At 34.1% G+C, this 20,994-nt stretch carries 18 protein-coding genes and 1 pseudogene; 13 read left to right on the plus strand and 6 right to left on the minus strand.

Going from position 1 to position 20,994, the window contains the following annotated elements; genetic code table 11:
* The 3 genes and pseudogenes from BMZ76_RS16225 to BMZ76_RS13740 all read left to right on the plus strand — a co-directional run.
* Nucleotides 1-300, plus strand: a pseudogene (locus tag BMZ76_RS16225) (IS1182 family transposase); the annotation flags it as partial.
* Nucleotides 301-383: 83 nt separating this feature from the next.
* A complete protein-coding gene (locus tag BMZ76_RS13735; protein ID WP_091208006.1) occupies nucleotides 384-1,025 on the plus strand; it encodes a hypothetical protein in 642 nt (213 codons plus the stop codon).
* Nucleotides 1,026-1,198: 173 nt separating this feature from the next.
* Entirely contained in the window at nucleotides 1,199-1,849 is a 651-nt protein-coding gene (locus BMZ76_RS13740; RefSeq protein WP_091208009.1) for a putative polyvalent protein kinase domain-containing protein, read from the plus strand.
* A gap of 474 nt (nucleotides 1,850-2,323) precedes the next feature.
* Here the strand turns inward: BMZ76_RS13740 and BMZ76_RS13750 are convergent, their stop codons facing one another.
* Nucleotides 2,324-3,130: a haloacid dehalogenase type II gene (locus tag BMZ76_RS13750; RefSeq protein WP_091208012.1), complete on the minus strand. Its 807-nt coding sequence runs from the start codon at nucleotides 3,128-3,130 to the stop codon at nucleotides 2,324-2,326.
* Between the two features lie 518 nt (nucleotides 3,131-3,648).
* Here BMZ76_RS13750 and BMZ76_RS13755 point away from each other — a divergent pair.
* The 5 genes from BMZ76_RS13755 to BMZ76_RS13775 all read left to right on the plus strand — a co-directional run bounded on the left by BMZ76_RS13755 (nucleotide 3,649) and on the right by BMZ76_RS13775 (nucleotide 7,566).
* The gene (locus BMZ76_RS13755) at nucleotides 3,649-3,849 is read left to right on the plus strand and encodes a DUF4177 domain-containing protein (protein ID WP_091208016.1); all 201 of its coding nucleotides are present in this window, start codon (nucleotides 3,649-3,651) and stop codon (nucleotides 3,847-3,849) included.
* A 993-nt stretch (nucleotides 3,850-4,842) separates the two neighbouring features.
* Complete coding sequence (locus BMZ76_RS13760) at nucleotides 4,843-5,043, plus strand: DUF4177 domain-containing protein (RefSeq protein ID WP_066077981.1); 201 nt, start codon at nucleotides 4,843-4,845, stop codon at nucleotides 5,041-5,043.
* 746 nt (nucleotides 5,044-5,789) lie between these two features.
* Nucleotides 5,790-6,233 (plus strand): hypothetical protein, encoded by a 444-nt coding sequence (locus tag BMZ76_RS13765; protein ID WP_143071100.1) that lies wholly within the window; start codon nucleotides 5,790-5,792, stop codon nucleotides 6,231-6,233.
* A 109-nt stretch (nucleotides 6,234-6,342) separates the two neighbouring features.
* A complete protein-coding gene (locus tag BMZ76_RS13770; protein WP_091208025.1) occupies nucleotides 6,343-6,834 on the plus strand; it encodes a hypothetical protein in 492 nt (163 codons plus the stop codon).
* 3 nt (nucleotides 6,835-6,837) lie between these two features.
* A complete protein-coding gene (locus tag BMZ76_RS13775) occupies nucleotides 6,838-7,566 on the plus strand; it encodes an LVIVD repeat-containing protein (protein ID WP_091208030.1) in 729 nt (242 codons plus the stop codon).
* 270 nt (nucleotides 7,567-7,836) lie between these two features.
* On the opposite strand, the gene BMZ76_RS13780 is transcribed toward BMZ76_RS13775, so the two are convergent.
* Nucleotides 7,837-8,499 carry a TrmH family RNA methyltransferase gene (locus BMZ76_RS13780; protein ID WP_091208035.1) on the minus strand — a complete coding sequence of 221 codons (663 nt, stop codon included), beginning with the start codon at nucleotides 8,497-8,499 and terminating at the stop codon, nucleotides 7,837-7,839.
* 217 nt (nucleotides 8,500-8,716) lie between these two features.
* Between BMZ76_RS13780 and BMZ76_RS13785 the strand changes: the two genes are divergently transcribed.
* The 4 genes from BMZ76_RS13785 (at nucleotide 8,717) to BMZ76_RS13800 (ending at nucleotide 13,724) form a co-directional block, all read left to right on the plus strand.
* Nucleotides 8,717-9,412, plus strand: coding sequence for an SIR2 family NAD-dependent protein deacylase (locus tag BMZ76_RS13785; RefSeq protein ID WP_091208038.1), 696 nt, complete (start codon nucleotides 8,717-8,719; stop codon nucleotides 9,410-9,412).
* A gap of 115 nt (nucleotides 9,413-9,527) precedes the next feature.
* The gene (gene purB, locus BMZ76_RS13790) at nucleotides 9,528-10,874 is read left to right on the plus strand and encodes an adenylosuccinate lyase (protein ID WP_091208041.1); all 1,347 of its coding nucleotides are present in this window, start codon (nucleotides 9,528-9,530) and stop codon (nucleotides 10,872-10,874) included.
* Nucleotides 10,875-11,227: 353 nt separating this feature from the next.
* Entirely contained in the window at nucleotides 11,228-11,833 is a 606-nt protein-coding gene (locus tag BMZ76_RS13795; protein WP_091208045.1) for an NAD(P)H-dependent oxidoreductase, read from the plus strand.
* Nucleotide 11,834: 1 nt separating this feature from the next.
* Nucleotides 11,835-13,724: a monovalent cation:proton antiporter-2 (CPA2) family protein gene (locus BMZ76_RS13800; RefSeq protein ID WP_091208048.1), complete on the plus strand. Its 1,890-nt coding sequence runs from the start codon at nucleotides 11,835-11,837 to the stop codon at nucleotides 13,722-13,724.
* 85 nt (nucleotides 13,725-13,809) lie between these two features.
* On the opposite strand, the gene guaB is transcribed toward BMZ76_RS13800, so the two are convergent.
* A complete protein-coding gene (gene guaB, locus BMZ76_RS13805; protein WP_091208052.1) occupies nucleotides 13,810-15,282 on the minus strand; it encodes an IMP dehydrogenase in 1,473 nt (490 codons plus the stop codon).
* 164 nt (nucleotides 15,283-15,446) lie between these two features.
* Between guaB and BMZ76_RS13810 the strand changes: the two genes are divergently transcribed.
* Nucleotides 15,447-17,993, plus strand: a complete 2,547-nt coding sequence (locus tag BMZ76_RS13810) for a cation-translocating P-type ATPase (protein ID WP_091208058.1) — start codon at nucleotides 15,447-15,449, stop codon at nucleotides 17,991-17,993.
* 8 nt (nucleotides 17,994-18,001) lie between these two features.
* Here BMZ76_RS13810 and BMZ76_RS13815 read toward each other — a convergent pair whose 3' ends face one another.
* The 3 genes from BMZ76_RS13815 to BMZ76_RS13825 all read right to left on the minus strand — a co-directional run bounded on the left by BMZ76_RS13815 (nucleotide 18,002) and on the right by BMZ76_RS13825 (nucleotide 20,915).
* Nucleotides 18,002-19,396 carry a DUF5723 family protein gene (locus BMZ76_RS13815; protein WP_091208062.1) on the minus strand — a complete coding sequence of 465 codons (1,395 nt, stop codon included), beginning with the start codon at nucleotides 19,394-19,396 and terminating at the stop codon, nucleotides 18,002-18,004.
* Entirely contained in the window at nucleotides 19,393-19,944 is a 552-nt protein-coding gene (locus tag BMZ76_RS13820; protein ID WP_091208065.1) for a hypothetical protein, read from the minus strand. Before BMZ76_RS13820 ends, BMZ76_RS13815 begins: the two co-directional genes overlap by 4 nt.
* A gap of 107 nt (nucleotides 19,945-20,051) precedes the next feature.
* Nucleotides 20,052-20,915, minus strand: coding sequence for a hydroxymethylglutaryl-CoA lyase (locus BMZ76_RS13825; protein ID WP_091208068.1), 864 nt, complete (start codon nucleotides 20,913-20,915; stop codon nucleotides 20,052-20,054).
* Between the last annotated feature and the right edge of the window lie 79 nt (nucleotides 20,916-20,994).

Below are 20,994 nucleotides of genomic sequence, written 5' to 3' on the forward strand. Positions count from 1 at the left end.
CCATACGGAGTAATAAAACGCCAATGGGATTTTTATTATATCATGACCAAAAAAACGATCAAACACGCCTCAGCTGATGTTGGATTGATTTTTACGGCCTACAACCTGCGTCGAATATTTAATTTAATAGACCAAAATCTATTAAAACAATATCTAAAAGTATTGGCTTTGCATTTTGGGTTTCTAACACCCATTTTTAACGCTTTTTACGGATTGTTATATTTTAAGAATTATCAACCGACTTTTCTCAGAAAGAATTTTAATTGTAGTTTAAATCATATATATTTACTAACTGATTGACTAAAATGAGTTCGTGTAGAGGTTTTTAGACGAACTGACGTTATAAGCAACCGACAAACTAAACGAAAAATGATTTACGAAAAATGATTAACGGAAAAGAAATACAGAAAACTATTTTTGCGGGAGTATTTTTAATATTTGCTTCTTTAATTCTTATATTTTATACCGAGGAATCTATATTTCTTAAAATCATTGGATTACTTGGATTTCTTTACTTTGCTTGTGCATTAATTGCAACTCTGCTTCATTACTATTATCCAAATTCAAAGTCTATAGAGAAGTTTTACTATAAAATAACTGGAAAAACTGAAGCCAATCAAAGTATAGATTTGAATAAAAACTTTATGGAAATATATAACGACAATGGAATTTTTACTTTTAACGATAATTCTTTTTCAATTCAGATCGAAAATTCAATTAAAGAAATAAATTGGAGCGAAATTAATTCTATGTTAGCTTATAAAATAGATTTATATGCAACTGACCTGATAACTTTAGAAATTTATTGCTCAAGTAATTTTAATTTTAAAATAAATGAAGAAACACCCGGATGGTTTAGATTCTTGGAAAATTCAAAAAAAATGTTTCCTCAAATTACCGAAAATTGGGAAATGAATATTGCGGTTCCAGCATTCGAAACCAATTTGACTTTGATTTATGACAATGAAAACAGAGATTTAGAAACAGTAACTAAAAAACTAAAAGAGAAAGAAGGCAGCTTATAACAGCTACAACGGATTTGGTCAATTGGCTAAATGGAAAAATGGTTTTGTATTTGGGATGATTTGGCAAATCCGAATAATGGGCTTAATTTAATCCCAAAACCCGCTGTAATAGCGAGACGTTATCGATCATTTTAGGATTGCCGGAAAGTCAAAATTTATTTTTATATTTGTCAATGCTAAATGATTTAAAAAATGAACTACACAATATCGTTTCAGGAAAGAGCCAAATTAGGACTGGAACAATTATCCAAACAATTGCCTGTTACCTTAACGATGGCGAGAAAACAAGCAAAACTTCTGCAGACGAAAAGCATTTCAAAAAACAAGAAGCAAAGAAGTTAGAAGATTATATTACAGAGAAAAATCTTTGGATTAACAACATAGATTTTTCTCAATATGTCAGTGAAGGAGCTGAACAGAAAGTCTATCTCAAAGACAGCGAACATGTTTTAAAGCTAAATGACGCTATTTATTATAACTCTTGGAAAGATTATTTATACAATTTATTACTTCATAATTATTTCTTTTCCGACACAGCATATGATTTGTTGGGTTTTACTAAAAACGATGAAATTTTATATGCAGTAGTTCAGCAAAACTACGTTTCAATTACTTCTAACACAGATTTGAAACAAGTCAAAGAATTTTTAACATTGAACGGTTTTGAAAACACTCGCAACAATGATTATCATAACCCGGAATTAGGAATTATTTTAGAAGATTTACATGACGAAAATGTCTTGACACGAAATGAAATCTTATATTTCATTGATACCGTTTTTTATCTTACCGAAAACTTTTGGAAAAATATAAACGAACGCTAACAGCGGTTATGAACTATTGCTCATTTTGTGCTAGCGGAAAAATTATTTTCTTAACTTCGTTTTTCGTTACTTGAAATAAAGCGTTTTAAAAGTCGCAACAGTTTTATAGCCGCGCGACGTCAAACTATTTTACAACTTTCTTTTTTGTTGCTTGTATTTTTTGTGTTAAAAACCCGACGGCGCGGATTTGTAATCCGTGCCCACAACGACAAGCATTAATCAAAAGAAAATGCAAGATGTGTTTCCTTCGATCCTCGCAATAACTCAACAAACCGTTAAAATCTAATTTTAGTGTACGTTTACATTACCTTAAATTTTCTTCAAAATACCGTTCTTCAATTCTTTTAATATCTTCAATTGAATTTTTGGCCTAAGACAATCTTTTTACCAAAATTTCATTTTCGGATAAATGCCAGTCAATAGTTGAATTCCAAAATCGGTTCGTTAATTTTTCAATGATTAAAATTGCAGAAATTATATTAAAATTAGCTTCTGAGCAACTAATAAAATATTCTCTTCATTAATTTCAGGTAAATTTGCAAGAGGAAACAATTGCTGTCCAGGACGGCTGACAAAAACCGTTTGCCAACCTGCCCAATTTGCACCGGCAACATCCCAACCATGGGCAGCTATCAACATACATTCATTCGGTTTCAATCCCATTTTTCTGGCAGCCCAATTATAAGTATCTGTATGTGGCTTGAATTTACCTACGTCTTCTATACTTAAAACATCGTCAAATAGATCATGAATTCCCGCATATTTAAGTTGCGTTTCAACCGCTTTATTGGATGAGTTAGTGAAGGCAACCAATTTAAAACCCTCTTTTTTCAAAAGTAAGAGTGCTTCTTTTACCTCGGGATGTGCAGGCAATGATAAAATTGCGGCAACAGCATCTTTAGCTTGTTTATCCGTTATAGTAATTCCATTTTTGTGGGCAACCATCATAAGTGCAGCGGCTCCAATTGTTCCAAAATCTTGATATTGGTTTGCAACTGTGGTAACCAATGAATACTGAAGCATTGTAGTGAACCACAAGGACATCAATTCAGGACGATCGCCAAGCGCTGAGCCAATACTTTTTTTCATGCTATTAAGATCCAGCAACGTTTCATTTACATCAAAAAACAAAACGTTAGGTCTCTTAAAATAACCAACGCTATATTCCTCACTATTGTTTTTCTCCTCTTTTACAATTAAACTAGGCGCACCAACTCCTTCCCCTCCAACTGGCAATGTGGTATTTATTAAATTTTGATTGCTATTTTTATATTCATTCATTATTTTTCTTTTTAAATCATGCGTTAAATAAAGTGTACGACAAAGTATCTTGTTTTGCGGAAACAGTACAAGTTACATGATATTTTTTAAAATAAAGAACATAAGCATAACATTATTTAGAAGAACTATTTTACGTTTTCAGCAAAGTATCGATCTTCAATTCGGTAGTATTCGATAACGAGGGTTTGCAATCCGTGCTCACAATAATAAGCACTTAATCAAAAGAAAATACGAGATGTGATTGCTTCGTTCCTCGCAATGGTCAAGAAGTGCTCAGTTATTATTTTTTAGCAACGATAACAGATAAGTAATCCTTTTAATCATTGCATAGCGATAAATAAAATCTACATTTTGAAAATTTCAAATAGGTATCGTAAAATGTAATTGATTATTGTAAAGGATCGTGTATTTTGTTTAAGTTATTTTTCTAAAATAAGAAAAAATAACTTTTTTTGTAATTAAAATCAGTTATATTTATATGGAAAGTTAAAATACTATTTAATTACTAAAAAACTATTATGAAAGAATTCAAAGTAGAAAGTTTAATTTATTACTCTAAATTGACTTTAGATTCAAAGCACATTGCAAATGACTCAAAAAAAGAAATTCAGGAAAAATTAGATGAATATGCCGCAAAAGGATATAGGTTCACTACATCAACATCAACAAATTTTGGTGCCGCAATTTATATTCATTTGTATTTTGAAAAAGATATTTAATCAAAATCAGATAACAATACTCTTACATAATCAAAAAATCCAGACTTAAAAATAGACCATTTCATTGTATGCTTACTTTGAAATGGTTTTTTTATATCCAAGTATTCGTTGTCTATATTTTAAACTGTCCGCTCTTCCAAGCACTTTTGTTTAGCAGCAACAAACCAATGTTTTTACTCTATGCCGCTAGTTTATAAAATAGGATTCTTTGTTCATCAAACAACACAGTCTTACAGCTTATTTGCAATGAATAGACTTAAAATACTAAGGGTATCGAAATTCTAATATTAACATTTAAGCCATTTTAATTTAGAAGATAGACTTTTGCCATTTTACCAAAAAAACTACAATATCTATAGAAATTTAACATACAATAAAAGTCAAAAACACTAGTTTTATAAACTTATTCATATAAATTTATATATTAGCACTGATTTTTAAAAACGACTAATAAAATGTATAAATTTTATCCTACTATTTTTTGTCAAAATAATTAACTTAAACCATAAAAAAAACACTTTATTACAAATGAATAATTCTGATCTGATAAAAAGAAAAAATGCAATAAAAGAACTATTTCACGTTTTCAGCAAAGTATCGATCTTCAATTCGGTAATATCCGATAGCACGAATTTGCAATCCGTGCCCGGAACGTTAAACGCTTAATCAAAAGAAAATACTAGATGTGATTGCTCTGTTCCTCGCAATGACCCCGAAGTGCTCACTTTTTATTTTTAAGCAACGATAGCAGATTAGTAATTTTTTTACTCATTGTACATCGACAAATAAAATCTGCATTTTGAAAATTCCAAACAGGTATCATAAAATATAATTGATTATTGTAACGGGCACAGATTGCAAATCCGCACTGTCGGATCGTGTATCTTGTTTGAGTTATTTTTCTAAAATAAGAAAATACAACTTTTTTTGTAATCAAAACCAGTTACATTTACATGGAAAGTTAGAACACTATTTAATTATTAAAAAATTATTATGAAAGAATACAAAGTAGAAAGTTTAATTTATTACTCTAAATTGACTTTAGATTCAAAGCACATTGCAAATGACTCAAAAAAAGAAATTCAAGAAAAACTAGATGAATATGCCGCAAAAGGATATAGGTTTACTACATCAACATCAACAAATTTTGGTGCCGCAATTTATATTCATTTGTATTTTGAAAAAGACATTTAATCAAAATCAGACGATAATACTTTTTCCCAATTAAAAAATCCAGACTTAAAATTAGACCATTTCATTGTATGCTTACTTTGAAATGGTTTTTTTGTACTCATGTATTCGTGATCTATATTTTAAACTATCTGTTCTTCCAAGCACTTTTATGTAGCAGCAATAAACCCGATAGGGCGGATTTGCAATCCTTGCCCATAATGATAAGCACTTAATCAAAAGAAAATACTAGATGTGATTGCTTGGTTCCTCGCAATGACCACGAAGTACTCAGTTATTATTTTTAAGCAACGATAATAGATTAGTAATCCTTTTACTCATTGTGTACAGCGACAAATAAAATCTGCATTTTGAAAATTTCAAACAGATATTATAAAATATAATATAATTGATTATTGTAACGAGCACGGATTGCAAATCCGCACTGTCGGATTTTGCCGTAAATAACTCCGTTTACGATTTCCTGTAATAATCCTGAGATGAGATAATATATGTTTTAGAATAAATTAATTACCGTTTATTTTATAAGTATTTTCAGCGATTTATTTATATATTTGAAAATAGATAAAACCACGCTCCGCAAAGTATCCCTGAAAACACATGAGTTTTTCGTAAACGCTGCGCAAATGTCTCTGACTTTGCGCAATTTTCAGGAATTGATAATATATTAAAACTTTATAAAATGGCTGGCTTTCATCAGCCCGCTGTACTACCAGAACGTTATGCAAAACCAAAACAACTCTTTAAATATGAAAAAAATATTATTTGCAATTTTACTATTATTTTCATTCAGCATAAATGCGCAACATAATAAAAATGAAATTAAGAAAGATGCATTACAAATTCTTAAGAAAATTAATTTCGAATATAAAAATGGAAGTCTAACCACGGAACAAATCTCTGAACTCTTTTGTGAAAAAATTTATTGTTCTGTTTGTGACACAGAGGACTATGATGATGACTATTTAATTCAAAACCAAAAAATTTTAAAAAATTTTAAAAAAATTGCTGCTTTCTTAAACTTACGCAAACTAAAAAAAAGCAGAATAACTTACGATGAAGAGAGGAAAGAATATACATTAAGTTATCAATTAGTTAGACCTACAGCCAAATTTGAAGGTTCGAGCGCTCTATTCAGTTTTATATTAGAAAATGGAAAACTTAAATTGAATAGTATTCAAACAATTCCTTAAATACGCTACAGGTCACAGCTAAATCCTAATTACAGACGTAACACGAACAATAACAGTAAGATAACGCAACCAAATACCTTTTTTACTATCTTTATAAAAAGATTTTCAAATGAAAAAAATAGTACTTCTCCTGCTGGTTTCATTTCTACTTGTTTCTTGTTGGCCAACTACAGATAATGGTGAATTTGCTCGACAAGAATACAAACCCGTGATTATAGCCCGTACCGCTTTGGAAAGCTCCATTGCCTTTCAAAATTCGCAACCCATCATAAAAGCGGGAAAAATTTACATCAAGGACGATTTAATGTTTATCAATGATGTGAATAAAGGTTTTCATGTTTATGATTACACTGATCCCAATAAACCTATACGATTGCATTTTATAAAAGCTCCGGGTGCTACAGACCTAGCCATCAAAGGCAATACCTTGTATATCAACCAAGCAGTAGATCTGGTCACTGCCACTTTCAATCCTGCCACTAAAAAATTTACTGTTACCAACAGAAATAGATATGTGTTTCCGCAAAAGCAAGCTCCAAACGGCTCAAATGCCTACACTAAAGAAAATGAAATAATAATCGATTGGACTTTAATCAAGTAACAAATGAAAAAAATTATATCCTTCGTATTAATAGTGTTTATAATCGGTTGCTCGGACAGTGACAGCGCGCAAAACAGCGACATAGGGCAAGGCGGTTCACTTGCTGTTTTTGCTATAAAAGGCAATTATTTATACGGCGTAGACCAAATGAAATTGAATGTATTCTCGTTAATCGATCCCGAAAAGCCCGTAAAAGTCAATGAGATTCCGATAGGTTTTGACATTGAAACACTATTTTCATTTGGGGATAATTTATTTATTGGATCTAGAAATGGAATGTTTATCTATTCGATTGCAAATCCGGAAAACCCAACGAAATTATCAAGCGTACAACACTTTACTGCTTGTGATCCAGTCATTGCCAATAGCACGCACTCCTATGTGACATTAAACTCGAACGCAACCTGTGGCAACAACACTAACGTTTTGCAGGTTTATGACACCAAAGATCTTACGAAACCAAAATTAATTCATAGCAGAACACTCTCTCAACCTAAAGGCATCAGTTTTTACACCGCTGATTATTTACTGGTTTGCGATGACGTTATCAAAATATTTAACATTCAAAATCCTGTAGAACCCGTTTTAGTGCATGCCATTGACAAAAATTGTTTTGATTTAATTATTCGAGAGAATACATTGTTTGCAATCGGGAACAACGGAGTATATCGCTATAAAATGAACCCAAATAATATAAAAGACATACTATTAGAGAGTGAAACAAAGTTTTAATGTTCTTTTTTTGAACTAGTAGGTATGTAAATCTAAAAAAGATACCTACAAGGTTTTGGAAACCTTGCAGGATTATGAACAGCAATGAAAATCAACACTTTAACAATTGCACCCGATTGCGCGGATTTGCGCACGAACGAAGTTAACTGACGAAGTAATTCGTATCCACAACAATATGCAATTAAACAAAAGAAAATAGTAGTTGTAATTGCTTCGTTTCTCGCGATGACTCAGCAAACCTTAAAAATCCAGTTCTAACGTTTGTTTACACTATCTTGGGGTTTCCTCAAAATACCGTGCTTCAATTCGCTTGATGTCTTTTATTGAATTTTTGGCCCAAGCTAAACGCTTTTCTAAAATTTCGTTTTCAGATAAATGCCAATTAATTTCGGAATTGCGCAATCGATTCGTCAGGTTTTGAATGATGATTGCCGCCGAAACCGATATATTTAAACTCTCAGTAAAACCCACCATAGGGATTTTAAGAAAACCATCGGCGCGTTTCAAAATTTCTTCGGATAATCCGTCTCTTTCTGTTCCAAAAAATAAAGCGCTGGGTTTAGAAATGTCAAAATCTTCCATCAAACAATCATTTTCATGTGGAGTAGTAGCAATGATTTGGTAGCCTTTGCTTTTTAACGTGTCCACACAATTCGTAATGTTGTCGAACGTGTTGATGTCAACCCATTTTTGGGCACCCATCGCAATTTCTTTGTCGATACTTTTTCCGTACCGTTGCTCGATAACGTTCAATTCCTGAATTCCAAAAATCTCACAACTGCGCATTACAGCACTCGTATTGTGCATTTGAAAAATATCCTCGACAACAATCGTAAAATGCTTGGTTCTGTTTTCCAATACTTTCAAGAATTTTTCTTTGCGGTTATCAGTCAGGATATTTTCGAGAAAAGCGAGGTAATCGATGTCGACCATTAGAATATTTATTTTTGCAAAAATAGTAAAAAAGACTAGCTTTAGACCTTCAAAAGTAGATTCTGATTGCTGCTTTTGGGATTGTTTCATAAAAGCGGAATTATGAATGTTTACGGAATACGCGTGAGGGATAGAGGCGATATCCTTTTTTGGCTTTTTAGCCAAAAAGATAAAGCCGAAAGCCCGACCCTTGTGGTCACGCCCAAATTGATATAAAATGAAAAAGAAATTAGTGGTTTTGACAGGAGCAGGAATTAGTGCCGAAAGCGGCATCAAAACCTTTCGCGATAGTGATGGGCTTTGGGAAGGCCATAATGTCAATGATGTAGCAACTCCAGAAGGCTGGCATAAAAACCCTGCTTTGGTACTGGATTTTTACAATCAAAGACGAAAACAACTCAAGGAAGTACAACCTAATTTGGGTCATCAGATTCTTGCTGAATTAGAAAATGAATTCGATGTTTTCATCATCACACAAAATGTAGATGATTTACACGAACGCGCCGGAAGTTCGAATGTGTTGCATTTGCACGGCGAATTATTGAAAGTAAGAAGTACCAAAAACCCAAATTACATTCTAGATTGGCAGGACGATTTAAATTTTGGCGATTTTGATGAAAATAAAAATCAATTGCGCCCGCATATTGTTTGGTTTGGAGAGGAAGTTCCCGCTCTTGAAGAAGCGTTAACACTTACTCAAAGCGCGGATTATTTTGCGGTCATTGGAACATCTCTAAACGTATATCCTGCGGCAGGATTAATTGATTTTACAACCCGAGAAACGCCTATTTTTTATATTGATCCAAAACCCATTAAAATCCCAAATCTTCGAAATCCATTGGAAGTAATTCCGATGCGTGCCACGGAAGGAGTTGCTTTTATGAAAGAAAAATTGCTCAATCAAATGCAATGACAACAACAATTGCAATGGCAAAAAATCAATTACAATTCCAATAAAAATCTAAACTTATAACCCATAACTTATAACTTATAACTATTTTTGTGCCTTTCGAACAAACAACTAAACAATGACTACTTTAAACGAATTGAATGCTATATCGCCAATCGACGGAAGATATAGAAACAAGACTATTTCGCTGGCTCCATTTTTCTCTGAAGAAGCCTTAATCAAATACCGCGTATTGGTTGAAATTGAATATTTCATTGCTTTGTGCGAAGTTCCTTTGCCACAACTAAAAAACGTAAACCCAGATTTATTTGAAAGTTTACGCAATATTTATAAAAATTTCTCCACTGAAGATGCGCTTTGGATCAAAGAAACGGAGAAAGTAACCAACCACGATGTAAAAGCGGTGGAATACTTCATCAAAGATGCTTTTGAAAAACTAGGCTTATCCCAATATAAAGAGTTTATTCATTTTGGATTGACTTCTCAGGATATTAACAACACGGCTATTCCGCTTTCGACAAAAGAGGCTTTCGAGAAAGTATACATGCCTTCTTTAATTACTTTAACATCAAAATTGAAAGATTTAAGTGTTGAATGGCGCGATATTCCAATGCTCGCCCGTACTCATGGACAACCGGCTTCTCCAACGCGCTTGGGTAAAGAAATTGGTGTTTTTGTAGAGCGTTTAGAAGAGCAAATGCGTTTGTTGTTCAACATTCCGTTTGCAGCTAAATTTGGCGGTGCAACCGGAAATTACAATGCGCATCATGTAGCATATCCACAAATTGACTGGAGAAAATTTGGAGCGAAATTTGTGGAGGACAACCTTGGTTTACACCACTCCTTCCCGACTACACAAATTGAACATTACGATCATTTTGCTGCATTTTTTGATGCTTTGAAAAGAATAAATACCATCATCATTGATTTAGACCGAGATATTTGGACGTACGTTTCAATGGAATATTTTAAACAAAAAATTAAAGCGGGAGAAATTGGTTCTTCGGCGATGCCACATAAAGTTAATCCTATTGATTTTGAAAATTCAGAAGGAAATTTAGGAATTGCTAATGCAATTTTCGAACATTTATCGGCTAAATTACCATTGTCCAGGTTACAACGCGATTTGACTGATAGTACTGTTTTAAGAAATATCGGTGTACCGATGGGACACACGCTAATTGCTTTTGAAGCTACTTTGAAAGGATTGAACAAATTGTTATTGAACGAACCAAAATTTCACGAAGATTTAGAAAAAAACTGGGCTGTTGTCGCCGAAGCGATTCAAACAATTTTGCGTCGTGAAGGATATCCTAATCCTTACGAAGCGTTGAAAGGATTGACCAGAACCAATGAAGCGATTGACAAAAAGGCAATTCACGGCTTTATCACTACCTTAGACGTTTCGGATGAAATTAAAGCGGAATTAATGCAAATTACTCCAAGTAATTTCTTGGGAATATAAGCTCATCTTGGGACAGTGAGAAACAAAAGACTATTAAAGACTTTTTTCGAAATTTAAGTTCAAAAGGACAAATTATAAATATGATTTGATTAATAATCACTTTTTAAAGCATTTTTTGCTAACCAAAATAGTTAAAATCAAATCCCGTCAAAATAAAACCTCTGATTTTATTTTGACGGGATTTGGTTTTTTTTCATTTTGAAAACAAAAAAAGCTTTTTGAATCTTTTTATATCTTCAAAAATTGAGCAATATTTTATATCTTTCAACACGTTTTAAAAACAGTAAAAACTACTGTAAATCAACGATATAACCTGATTAAATCTCTTGAATTAAAAAGCAAAAATAAATTTCATGTCGAAAAATAAAATCTTAATTCTATTTTCCCATCCGCTATTCGAAAAATCACATGCGAATAAAGCTTTGGTGAAAAATATTCCAGAATCGGAAAATATTACTTTTCATGATTTATATGAGGAATATCCTGATTTTGATATTGATGTAAAAAAGGAACAAGTATTGTTAAGTCAACATGACATTATTATTTGGCATCATCCTATGTATTGGTACAGCTGCCCGCCATTGATGAAACAATGGATTGATATGGTCTTAGAACACAATTGGGCGTATGGAAAAAAAGGGAATGCATTGCAGGATAAGATTATTTTTCAGGTGATTACAACCGGTGGAAATAAAGAAAACTATAGTGAAACCGGAATTGACCGCTATACTGTTCTTGATTTGCTGGAACCCTTTAACCAAACTGCAAAAGTGTGTAACATGATTTACTTGCCTCCATTTGTAGTGCATGGAACCCACAATATGACTAAAGAAGATTACGAAAGAAATGGGGTCATTTATGGTTATTTTCTCGATTATCTAGAAAATAATAATTTGGATAACGATGAAATTTTGCAGTACCATTATTTGAACGAGTGGTTTGCTACAATACAGATATAAGATGGATACCAATTTTTTATTACAAGCAATTATTTATTTGTCAGCAGCAGTAATCTGCGTTCCTATTGCTAAAAAATTAGGGCTGAGTTCAATTTTAGGCTATTTATTAGCGGGAATTGTAATTGGTCCTTATGTACTTGGTTTTATTGGTCAGGAAGGCGAAGATATTATGCATTTTGCTGAATTTGGTGTAGTAATGATGCTTTTTCTAATTGGTTTAGAACTGGAGCCCAGCAAATTTTGGAAAATGCGAAAATTCATTCTCGGGATGGGTTCTGCACAATTAATAGGAACTACTCTTCTTCTATTTGTGGGATGTGTTTTATTTATGGACTGGAAATGGGAAACCACCTTAGCCATTTCACTAGCACTGGCATTATCTTCCACAGCCATTGTACTGCAAACTTTAAAGGAAAAAGGATTGTCTAACACCTCTGTGGGACGTTCCTCATTTGCGGTTTTACTTTTTCAGGATATTGCGGTTATCCCAATTTTAGCTTTTCTGCCGCTTTTGTCAACAGTAAATCTTGAGGCAACAAATGATGGACCACAATCCTTGATTAATGGTTTTCCTAGTTGGTTGCAAACTTTAATTGTACTCGGAAGTATTTCGACAATTTATTTTGCAGGACGTTTTCTATTTGTTCCCTTACTGCACATCATTGCAAAAACCCGATTACAGGAATTGTTTACCGCTTCAGCATTGTTACTGGTTGTTGGCGTTTCTTATTCGATGCAATTAGTAGGTTTAAGTCCTGCTCTTGGAGCTTTTATGGCGGGAGTTGTATTGGCAAACTCCGAGTTTCGTCATGAATTAGAAGGCGATATCGCACCGTTTAAAGGATTGCTTTTAGGCCTCTTTTTTCTTGGGGTTGGTGCATCGATAAACTTCAAATTAATTATTGAAAATCCACTTTTCATCTTTGCTTTTGGAGCCATCCTGACCTTTGTAAAATTTGTTGTTTTATTTGTAATCAGTAGGTTTCATAAAAAAAATACCGATCAAAATCTTTTATTCGCTTTTGGCTTAAGTCAGGCAGGAGAATTTGGTTTTGTGATTATGAGTTTTTGCATGCAACTGAATATTATTCCTAATGTTTTGGCGAACCAAATCATGGCAGTCATTGCGATGAGTATGGTTGCAACTCCTTTTTTGTTGTTAATAAATGAGCGATTAATTTATCCTAATTCAAGAACTAAAGAAAAAGCAAATGAAATTAAAAAAGATAACGATTTTATTGACGAAGACAATCCTGTAATTATTGCTGGTTTTGGTCATTTTGGAAGTACAGTTGGGCGTTTATTAAAAGCGAATAAGGTAAAATCAACTATTCTGGATTATGATTCGGATCGAATTGATGTACTGCGAAAAATGGGATTCAAAGTGTATTATGGAGATGCTACACGATTAGAATTATTGAAAGCCGCCGGTTGTGAGAACGCAAAGTTATTTATTGCTGCCATCGATAATCCTTCGGTAAATTTAAAAGTGATTGAAACTTTAAAAAAACATTTTCCACATTTAAAAATCTTAACCCGTGCCCGAAACCGGAATGATGCCTATGAATTAATTGATCATAAAGTAGAAAATATTTATCGGGAAACGTTATATAGCGCGGTAAATATGGGGGTTGATGCGCTCGTAGAATTGGGCCATCGGAAATATACAGCGACTAGACAAGGACAGCAGTTTATAAAATATGATGAAATTACCACCCGAAAATTAGCCGAAAAACGTCATGATAAAATGGCCTACATGATAACCGTAAAAGAAGAAATCGAGCTGCAGGAACAACTGCTAAAAAGCGATATTTATTCCCAAGTGGCTGCAACTAATCATAGTTGGGACAGCGAGCATTTGAAGAAAAACTTATCGGATTCTGCAGATTAAAAGTTTTAACTAAAGATAAAAAGCATATTTAAAACCGTTAGCGGAATTAAATATGCCTTTTTTTATTGTTTTAAAAAACTAAAAATTATCTTGAATAATTTGGAGCTTCTTTCGTAATCGTAACATTATGAGGATGACTTTCGTTAATTCCGCTGGCAGTTATGCGAACAAAACGTCCTGTTTCCTGCAAAGTTGGAACATCTTTTGAACCACAATATCCCATTCCGGCACGAAGACCACCAATGAATTGTTGCATGCTTTCGTTCAATTCTCCTTTGTAAGGAACACGTCCTACAATTCCTTCCGGAACCAGTTTTTTTACATCATCTTCAACATCTTGAAAATAACGGTCTTTGGAACCTTCCTGCATCGCTTCAACAGAACCCATTCCACGGTAAGATTTGAATTTTCTTCCTTCAAAAATAATAGTTTCACCCGGAGATTCCATAGTTCCGGCTAATAATGAACCTAACATCACACAATCAGCACCCGCAGCGATCGCTTTTGGAATATCACCCGTATAGCGAATTCCACCATCAGCAATTACGGGAACTCCAGTTCCTTTGATAGCCGCAGCCACTTCAAGAACAGCAGAAAACTGAGGAAAACCAACACCTGCAACAATACGAGTAGTACAAATAGAACCTGGACCAATTCCAACTTTTACACCATCTGCTCCATTTTTAACTAAAAATTTAGCTGCTTCAGGAGTCGCAATATTTCCCACAATAACATCAATTTGAGGGAATTTACTTTTTACTTCTTTCAAGACATTGACAACACCTTGCGTATGCCCGTGAGCAGTATCAATAATAATAGCATCAACACCAGCGTTCACTAATGCTTCGGCTCTTTGAACCGCGTCACCTGTTACACCAATCGCCGCAGCAACTCGCAAACGACCGTAAACATCTTTATTGGCAATCGGTTTTTGGGTTAATTTAGTGATGTCTCTAAAGGTAATTAATCCAACTAACTCATATTTCTCGTTTACAACAGGTAATTTTTCGATTTTATGTCCTTGTAAAACTACTTCTGCTTGTTCCAGAGAAGTTCCTTCCGCAACGGTAACTAAGTTTTCAGTAGTCATGACCTCAACGATAGGTCTGGCGCTATTTTTTTCGAAACGCAAATCACGGTTGGTAACAATTCCTTTTAGAATTTTATTTTCATCCACAATTGGAATACCACCAATACCATATTCTTTCATTGCATTTTTGGCATCGGCAACTGTCGAAGTTAATGGCAAAGTAACCGGATCGATAATCATTCCGGATTCTGCACGTTTTACTTTTCTAACTTTCGCAGCTTGTTGCTCGATAGTCATATTTTTATGCAAAACGCCTATTCCTCCTTCTTGAGCCATAGCAATTGCCATAGCACTTTCGGTAACGGTATCCATAGCAGCGGATACAATAGGAACATTTAGCGTTATATTTCTTGAAAATTTGGACTGAATACTCACTTCACGAGGAAGCACATTTGAGTAATTGGGAACTAATAGAACATCATCGTAAGTTAATCCTTCACCGATAATCTTAGAGTTGTGTGCGATCATTGCAATTGTAGTTGGAGTTTAATTGCGTGCAAATATAGACAATCTTAAGCAAAAAATCGCTATAATTTTGCAATAATTAATTAAATTGCAGTATGAAGTCAATTCTTTTATTCCAAAATACGCCTTAGTTTCCAATCCAGAAAATCCAATTAATTTATTTTGCTATGACAAAAACTCAACAAGAATTAAAAGGACTTTCAAATGAGGAGGTTTTGCTTTCGAGAACGAAATTTGGTCCGAATTCAATAGTGAATCAGGAAAAAAATCAGTTTTTAAAATCCCTATCCGAAATGGTATTGGAACCTATGTTCCTATTATTGCTAACTGCAACAAGCATTTATTTTATTACTGGCGATTATGGAAACGGAATTTTCATGATTGTAGCAATTGTTTTGGTTTCTACGATTTCACTCTATCAAGAATCCAAAAGCAGAACAGCAATTGAAGCGTTAAAAAAACTATCGCAACCCAAGAGTAAAGTCATTCGCAATGGAGAAATTATTGAAATTTTAAGCGAGGAAATAGTTGTTGGTGACCTCATTCAAACAGAAGAAGGCACCTTTATTCCTGCCGATGGTATCATTCTTCAATCCAATGATTTTTCCGTAAATGAGTCTATTCTTACAGGGGAATCGATGGCAGTTTTTAAAAATGAAACTGCCGAAAACAATTCTGTTTTTCTTGGGACTATTGTAACTGGTGGTTTGGCAATTTGCGAAGTAACCGCTATTGGAAACAAAACAAAACTGGGAAAAATAGGCAAAAGCCTGGAGGCAATCGTTGAAGAAAAAACACCTTTACAAATCCAAATGGGGAATTTTGTCAAAAAAATGTCGCTTGTTGGTTTAGTGATTTTTGTTTTTGTCTGGGTTATCAATTATTACAATTCAAATAATGTTTTAGACAGTCTGCTGAAAGCTCTGACCTTGGCCATGAGCATCATTCCTGAGGAAATTCCGGTGGCTTTCACCACCTTCATGGCGCTGGGTTCTTGGCGATTAATGAAAATGGGAATCATCGTAAAACAGACAAAAACAGTCGAAACCTTAGGAAGCGCAAACGTAATCTGCACGGACAAAACGGGAACAATCACGGAGAACAAAATGAGTCTGGCGCAATGGTATACGTTATCTGATGATACTATTAAGGGAAGTAACAGTGATGAAACAAATAATAATAATAATAATAATAATAATAATAATAATAATAATGAGCACGATCTCGAATTACTGAGTCTTGCCATGTGGGCAAGCGAGCCGATACCGTTTGACGCAATGGAAATTGCATTGCACGAAGCGTATGCGAAGTTAGAAATAGCTGATGAACGACCTAATTTCAAATTGGTTCACGAATATTCATTGGATGGAAAACCACCAATGATGACCCATGTTTTCGAAAATCAAAATGGAACGAGAATTATTGCTGCCAAAGGGGCTCCCGAAGCATTGATTGCGACTTCAAAAGTATCCGAAAACGAAAAACAACAAATTTTATCCGCAATGACCAAAATGGCTTTACAAGGATATCGGGTATTAGGTGTAGGTCTTGCTGAAATTTCAGGCACCGATTATCCTAAAAAACAACAGGATTTTTCTTTTACGTTTAAAGGATTAGTTGCATTCTATGATCCCCCAAAAGCAAATATAAAAGCAGTATTCGAAGCTTTTTACAAAGCCGGTATTCAAGTCAAGATAGTAACGGGCGATAATGCTGAAACAACAGCAACAATTGCCAAACAAATTGGCTTCAGAAATGCCGATAAAATGCTAAATGGAGACGACCTAATGGCTATGGACGATACGACACTTCGAGAAAAAGTAATGGAGACGTCCATTTTTACGAGGATGTTTCCGGAAGCCAAACTCAAGATTATAAAAGCATTAAAAGACAACAATCAAATCGTAGCTATGACGGGTGACGGCGTCAATGACGGACCCGCTTTAAAATCAGCCCACATTGGAATTGCCATGGGAAAAAAGGGGACCGAAATTGCCAAAGATGCTGCTAATCTAATTCTAATTGACGATGATTTTGCTAAAATGATTGACGCCATTGCGATGGGCAGAAAAATATATAATAATCTGAAAAAAGCCATCCAATATATCATTTCCATCCATATTCCAATCATTATGATTGTCTTTATTCCTTTGGCATTGGGTTGGATTTATCCCAATATTTTTTCCCCGGTTCATGTCATCTTTTTGGAGATAATAATGGGACCAACCTGTTCCATAATTTATGAAAATGAACCTATGGAACGCAACCTAATGCTGTTACAACCCAGACCTTTTACCAATACTTTTTTCAAACTTAAAGAAATCACCATCAGTATCGTTCAGGGACTTGTAATCACTTTGGGACTCTTATTTGTCTATCAATATTGTGTGGCTACAAATTGTTCGGAAAGCGCAACAAGAACAGTAGTTTTTCTGACGTTAATTTCGTCTAATATTTTTCTGACACTTACGAATCGCTCCTTTTATTACTCGATATTTACAACATTAAAATACAAAAACAATTTGGTATTGATGATCATTAGCTTAACCATTCTAATTACAGCTTCCTTGTTGTTTGTGCCTTTATTTGCCGGTTTTTTTGAATTCGAAAGAGTTTCAGGACTCCAAATAGGGTCAAGTATTTTAGTGGGCCTTGTTTCCGTACTTTGGATAGAAATTTACAAAATATTTAAACGAAGAAAAGTCCAATTTTAAAACCAAATTTATTTTTTACTATTCTTAAAAATAACATTCAGCCCGAGTTGAAAAGAAAGACTATTTGCTTTAGTTAAATCTCTGTATTCTAAAAGATTATCGGCAAGAACATAGAAATTCATAGGTCCAAAAGCACTGGATAATCCCAACCCTATGTTCTTATACGAATACGAATCTAGCGTGTACGTAGCTTTCAATTGCAATGCCTTGAATATTTTTCTTCGGTAATATGTGGTAAAAGCGACTAATGGCGTTCTTGGTGTAGACATTACAAATAACTGTGCACCAACCGCACTTTTATAAGTAGTTTCAGGATCATAATTGATGCAATTGCAATCTTCAGAGCGTTCTTCATCAAATGAATACTGAACCGAAGTGTTGAACTTTGCCGGGCGCCAAGTCGTGTAATCCGCATATAACGTATCCAAAGGGATGGCATTTTTGAATTCCTGATATCCGTTTCCTACTGAATTACCGGAACTGAAATTTGGAATCACACCTTCGTATTTGTAGGTTCCTTTGTACGTTAAACTTTCTACTTCTTTACTGTGTTTAATGAAACCTACGTCAATAACACTGGCGGTAAGCTGTATGTTTTTCTTTGGATAATAGGTAAAACCGGCATCAAATCCTAAACCTAAATTGCCTCCTAAAAAAGCTCTTTTAGTAATGTCTTTTACCACATTTGGCTCATAATCTTCATCATCATATTTAGAAATTCCAGATGTATTGAGTTGCAGTTGCGAATAAATCATCTGTTCATAGACTCCAGTAGAAGAGGGAATCGTGTAAATGTAACCGGAGTTATTCGTAGAACTAGCATTGTAAATACTGGAATAAATTTTTCCGCGTGCTCCTAAAATAAGCTTTTCGTTGATATTTTTATGAAATCCAAGGTGAAATACGGATAGCATTTCTGCTTTGACACTCAAATCGCCCAAATTAAAAACTTTACCCAGATAGTCTTTGTTTCCGTCTAAAGCTAAAACTGCAATATCTTTAGGGACATAACTCAACAAATCAAATTCCTGATACATTCCAAACGAAATATAAGAATCGCTTTGTTCTCCGGTAATTTTAAAACCTCCATTAAAAATTTCTATTTGTTCGTTGATCGCTACTCTGTCTTTTCGGGTTGTGGAGAATACTGCGTTGCGTAATTTCACATTAAAATCGACTCCATTATCCGCAAATAAATCATAGGCCGAAAACCCGCTTGAACCTACATTTGCAGAAATCCCAGACAATAAAGGAACTCCAAAATACCAATTATATTTGAAATCCGAACCAGGGTTAGTCAACAAAGACTGTGGTACCGAAGTAAAATTATATAAAATTTGTTTGTTTTGTGAAAAGCAATTTATTGTCAGCAATAGAACAAAAATCAAGATTATTTTTCTCATTCTACTACTAAATAAGCGGTTACACTTGAACGCAATATTAATCTACCTGAACTATTCTCATTCAATGGAGCACCCGGCAACATTCGTAATGTGAAAGCAATTTTTGTCGTTCTTTTTAATAAGTCAAGTTGGGTATTTTCGAATATTTCAGTCTTGGTCACTTTATTATCTAGACCCGTGTAAGCCGGAACAGTAAAATTGGTTGTATGAACGACTTGATTAGTTCTGTCCAAAAATACCAAGTTTACAACATAAGTTCTATTTATGGTATTTTCCATTTCATAGAAAAATTCCACTTTTTTTAAACTTTTCCTAAAAAATCCATCATTGAAAATATCCACAGTTGGCACGTCAAAAATCACTGACTGCTCCACATCATTCGTGACAAATTCATGTGCAGGAACATCAAAATAGGCCAAATTAGCTACAAAAATAGGCTCCAGTTTTATATTATTTGCCTGATCGTAGTCTAAATCACTCGCGCATGAAAAAGAAAGTAACAGAAGTAAGAATAGGCTAAAAACGCTATTTAAAACAGGTAATTTCATCAATTTATAAGTTAAAGGCAGTTTTCGTGAGTCTTATACTCAACGCATCAATACTACACTTAGTATTTACAAAGTGAGGAGTTCAACAATAATTTTTTAATTTATTTCTAGTGAAACTCCCCAAATAACTTAGACGCTTCATTATAAGCACTTTCAAAACTCATTGGACTCATATTCGTAGATTCTTTTTGTGTTGTAAAATAAGACAATAATTTCTCCGTAGGCATGTTACCCGTTAAATTATCAGTTGCCATTGGACAGCCTCCAAAACCTTGAATAGCACCATCAAAACGGCGACAACCCGCTTTATAAGCGGCATCAATTTTCTCAAACCATTTATCAGGTGTCGTGTGAAGGTGCGCACCAAATTCTATTTTGGGATATTTTGGAATTAAATTCGAAAATAAGTACGAGATTACATCAGTAGTAGAACTTCCCACCGTATCAGAAAGTGACAGAATTTTCACCCCCATTAAAGCTAATTTTTCAGTCCACTCACCTACTATTTCAACGCTCCAAGGATCGCCGTATGGATTTCCAAAACCCATTGATAAATATGCCACTACTTCTTTATTGCTTTTATCGGCAATTTCAAGAATTTCCTGTAGGGTAATTAATGATTCGGCTATGGTTTTGTGGGTATTCCGCATTTGGAAATTCTCAGAAATCGAAAATGGAAAACCTAAATAACGTATTTCAGGATGAACAGCTGCCAAAGTAGCCCCTTGTGTATTTGCAATAATAGCCAGAAGTTTGCTTCGGGTTTGAGACAAATCAAGTCGTGCCAAAACTTCGGCCGTATCCTGCATTTGCGGAATTGCTTTGGGCGAAACAAAACTTCCAAAATCAATACTGTCAAAACCTACACGCAATAATGATTGAATGTAAGCTACTTTTCTTTCCGTAGGAATAAATGGTTTGATGCCTTGCATGGCATCGCGTGGACATTCTATAATTTTTATTGGTTCCATAGATAGCCAAAGATAGAAAAACAATTATTAATTTTAAATTCTGATTTCAAATTTCAAAAAATTGATACTATTTATGAGT

Source organism: Flavobacterium xueshanense (assembly GCF_900112975.1).
Lineage (GTDB): Bacteria > Bacteroidota > Bacteroidia > Flavobacteriales > Flavobacteriaceae > Flavobacterium > Flavobacterium xueshanense.